The organism is Methanobacteriaceae archaeon, assembly GCA_029219465.1.
Classification (GTDB): Archaea; Methanobacteriota; Methanobacteria; order Methanobacteriales; family Methanobacteriaceae; genus Methanocatella.
Window position 1 is genome coordinate 1 of record JAQXTL010000010.1, and the last position, 3,555, is coordinate 3,555.

The following is a 3,555-nucleotide window of genomic DNA, read 5'->3' on the forward strand; positions in this document are numbered from 1 at the left end:
GCAAATAAAAATAAAATTGCAATCACAACAGATTTAGATAAAAAATATGCCTCAATTATCCCAAAATTAGGTTTTAAACATCAATTATGTATTTTTCATACTAAAAAAAAGTTTAAACAAACAATTAAAAACTTTTAAAGACAAAAATCGCATTTCAGACGAAGAATATCAAGAACGTCATAAACAACTGAAAATGATCAAAGATTTATTCGATTTAAATGATTATAATGAATTCAAAAATGAAGTACAATCTTTAATTTATCGTAAAAGATGATTTTCATCCAATTATTTATAAAATAATCAGAAAATCAATCACTCCACGATATAAAAGCTTCATTTATCACTTAAAAGATAAGAAAATTGAAAAGACAAGTAACAAAATTAAAAATGCTTTCCAAAAAACAATGCCAAAATCAAGAAAACGAACATTCAAGACTAAACAAGGCGTTTTAAAACGAATCTATCGCAGGGATCTCATTTGGAATGACAATCGCAAAAAGGATTTTGAAAATCAACAAAGTTTTTGAAAGAGTCATTAACACATTATTTTATTATCTAAATTATATAAAAAATATAATAAATAAGATAATATAAATTATAGTATATGTCAGATGATAATATTAGCTGGACAAGTTTTTGCCAGGCAATGAACTCAATATGCTATTGGCTTGTCCAAAACAAAAAGAAATTTAAGAAACGTGAATACTATCAGATACTAACATTAAAAGGCAGCTGCTCAGATATAGAAAAGAAAGCAAAGAAATTAGGTTCAGACAAGCTGGTTGCGATGTATACAATGGCTGCAATCAAAGATAATACATCATTGGATTTCCTTCCAAATTATGTCATGTTAAAGAACGGAACAAAAATAGATAAGGCTGAATATGTGGACATGGCCATAAGAGTGGAGGCATACATCAGGGCAAACGGAAGGATTCCTGCAATCGTCTACAGAATGTCAAAGCTTCCGGATTACAAGGATTCCACAATGAAGCTATTTACTAAAACATTCAACTTCAAAGGAAATACCATTGATGAGGCTTTAGCCATTATAGCAAAGAAGAAATTATACAGCAAATACTTTGATTCACAAAAAACAGACAAGAAAACAATCAATGATGCTAGTCAGGGAAAAGGCTCCAATTGTGTGGACTGGGGACAAGTATATTATAGAATTGCCAAAAGCTTAGGTTATGATGTTCAGTTTGTCCATGTCAGATGCAGAGTTTCAGGAACCGGTCATATCAGATTAAGATTGAAACATAAAAAGCATACTGGAGGGAACTGGATTAATCGTGATCCTGCTGCAGTTGCAGATACAACTTCAGGTAATGTACGACCCATCTGGTGTGAAAATGGAAATGTAATAGCTATTGATCCGTCATGGATTTTTACAGATTTGTATAACCGTTAATGTTATTGTTAACACTTTTTATTTTTTTCATTTAACAGAAGTCGTTAGTTATATAAAGTTTTATATGATATTGTGGTAATAAATAAGTAATAGAAGTATTTAAAATTGGTCTTAAATCATGAATGTATTAAACTTAATATGCCATAGAAAACCTGAAAGAAGTTTTTTTATTAAGGGACATCAATTTCCAGTTTGTGCTAGGTGTACAGGATTTTATATTTCTTTAATAATATATTTCACTTATGTCTATTATTTCTATGTAGATTATAATATCTATTTAATTGCATTTGCAATTTTGTTATTAATTCCATCAGCAATTGATGGATTCACCCAATTTTTTGAATATAGGGAAAGTAACAATGTACTAAGATTCACAACTGGTTTATTGGGCGGTTTAGGTTTGGGGATATTAGTAAAAGCATTGAAATACTTCATCTATCTAAAAATGAACGGAGGCATTTAATTGAGTTTCTTAGATGATTGGAAAGAATGGAGTACGCCAAAAAAGGCAATATCTATTATTGCTGTTTGTTGTGTTGCAGTATTCATCATTGCTATGATTGGAGGTTCAACATCTCCCGATAAAAACACTAGTGAAGATGATGTAAATAAACTTAACTTAGTCGATACAGCTGATGTAAAATTGGACGCAAATTCTTTACTGATTGATGGTAAAAATGTTGCAACTGTCGAAGAATATAATGATAGTAGTGCTATTGATGATAAAATATTATCCAAGGATAATGGAGCAATTATTAAACAAATTACTGCTTCAGGAGCTAGTGAAGTAACTAGTATGGACAACCCAGATGATGTTTATGAATTCTTAACAAATAGTGGAATGTACTATACTTTTGGTAAAGACGGTAAAACATACATTGTTACTATTAATGAAGATAATTGGAATGGAAACATGTTATCTGAAATGGATAAATTCTGTTTAGAAAATGCCAAATAGATAAAACTATTTTATCTATTTTATTTTTTTTATTTTTGAAGTGGAAAATGTGGAGAAAATATTATGAAACATGAAAAATTAATTCTATTGTTGATTATCCTTGGAATTTTCATGAGTGCTAGCATTGTTTGCGCTGTTGACTACACATCATTAAAAAATCCTAAAGACTTTAAAGTTTTTGATAAAGATGGAGTCTCTGAAAAAGAAACTGATGACAGAGTTAAATTAACTGTTGTTCCTATTAATGATGATATCATCAAGTATATGACTGGTAATGGGGAGAAAAATGACGGCAACATATATAAATATGTTGATTTTGGTTACAGTGCAAAAGATGATAAATTTGGTTATGAAGGATATACTGAAGTCGTAGATATTGAAGATGAACAATATGTTGTAAGCGTATTGTTTGATTCAAAAATGTCTCCTTCTGAAGAAATTGAATTTTTAGATGTACTTAATGAATTTAATAAATTGAATAATCTTAAACCCGTTGCTGTGGAATAGTGTTACATTAATGTAACACTTGTTTTATATTTTTATAATAATACCTTGTTTTTTATATATTTATTTTCTTAACTTGATATGAATTTTTTAAATCATAATCTATGTTAATTAACATTATTAAATTATTAACCAGATAATTTTATATAATTGAAATAATAAAATATTATATTAATTATTATATACGGGTTGTAATAGATATGGCCAATATTAATAATACATCTTCCTACATGGCGGAAGATAAAAAGCAAATTATCAAAGAGTCCAACTATACCTTTAGGGATGCTCTTGAAGTTTCAGCTTATCTAATTGAGACAGGTAAGTTTGAAAGGTTCTACAAGGAAATGCAAATCCATGATCTTCAAAAGGAACTTGACGAAATGGGTGATGAAGAATAAAACTTCAAAAAACGTATCTCACGTATATAACTCTTTAAAAGAAACTGTTTTTCATAAGTGAAAGTAATATTTATTATTACTTTTATATTTTTTTTCTAATAAAATTTTATATATAATACATAATAAATATATGTATTATGGACTCTTTCAAAAACTTTGTTGATTTTCAAAATCCTTTTTGCGATTGTCATTCCAAATGAGATCCCTGCGATAGATTCGTTTTAAAACGCCTCGTTTAGTCTTGAATGTTCGTTTTCTTGATTTTGGCATTGTTTTTTGAA

5 protein-coding genes are annotated in these 3,555 nt (G+C 28.6%); all 5 read left to right on the plus strand.

Features of this window, described 5'->3' with window-relative positions:
* Nucleotides 1–604: 604 nt before the first annotated feature.
* The 5 genes from PUD86_06265 to PUD86_06285 all read left to right on the plus strand — a co-directional run bounded on the left by PUD86_06265 (nucleotide 605) and on the right by PUD86_06285 (nucleotide 3,274).
* Complete coding sequence (locus PUD86_06265) at nucleotides 605–1,414, plus strand: pseudomurein-binding repeat-containing protein (protein ID MDD6776879.1); 810 nt, start codon at nucleotides 605–607, stop codon at nucleotides 1,412–1,414.
* Between the two features lie 118 nt (nucleotides 1,415–1,532).
* Nucleotides 1,533–1,877, plus strand: a complete 345-nt coding sequence (locus PUD86_06270; protein MDD6776880.1) for a DUF2085 domain-containing protein — start codon at nucleotides 1,533–1,535, stop codon at nucleotides 1,875–1,877.
* Entirely contained in the window at nucleotides 1,878–2,372 is a 495-nt protein-coding gene (locus PUD86_06275; GenBank protein ID MDD6776881.1) for a hypothetical protein, read from the plus strand.
* 63 nt (nucleotides 2,373–2,435) lie between these two features.
* Nucleotides 2,436–2,879 (plus strand): hypothetical protein, encoded by a 444-nt coding sequence (locus PUD86_06280; protein MDD6776882.1) that lies wholly within the window; start codon nucleotides 2,436–2,438, stop codon nucleotides 2,877–2,879.
* A gap of 227 nt (nucleotides 2,880–3,106) precedes the next feature.
* Nucleotides 3,107–3,274 carry a hypothetical protein gene (locus PUD86_06285; GenBank protein MDD6776883.1) on the plus strand — a complete coding sequence of 56 codons (168 nt, stop codon included), beginning with the start codon at nucleotides 3,107–3,109 and terminating at the stop codon, nucleotides 3,272–3,274.
* Nucleotides 3,275–3,555 lie beyond the last annotated feature (281 nt).

Excerpts from the sequence above, each read along its gene's own strand:
- PUD86_06285 (MDD6776883.1), top strand. The coding sequence starts at position 3,107 with ATGGCGGAAGATAAAAAGCAAATTATCAAAGAGTCCAACTATACCTTT.
- PUD86_06270 (MDD6776880.1), top strand. The coding sequence starts at position 1,533 with ATGAATGTATTAAACTTAATATGCCATAGAAAACCTGAAAGAAGTTTT.
- PUD86_06265 (MDD6776879.1), top strand. The coding sequence starts at position 605 with ATGTCAGATGATAATATTAGCTGGACAAGTTTTTGCCAGGCAATGAAC.
- PUD86_06280 (MDD6776882.1), top strand. The coding sequence starts at position 2,436 with ATGAAACATGAAAAATTAATTCTATTGTTGATTATCCTTGGAATTTTC.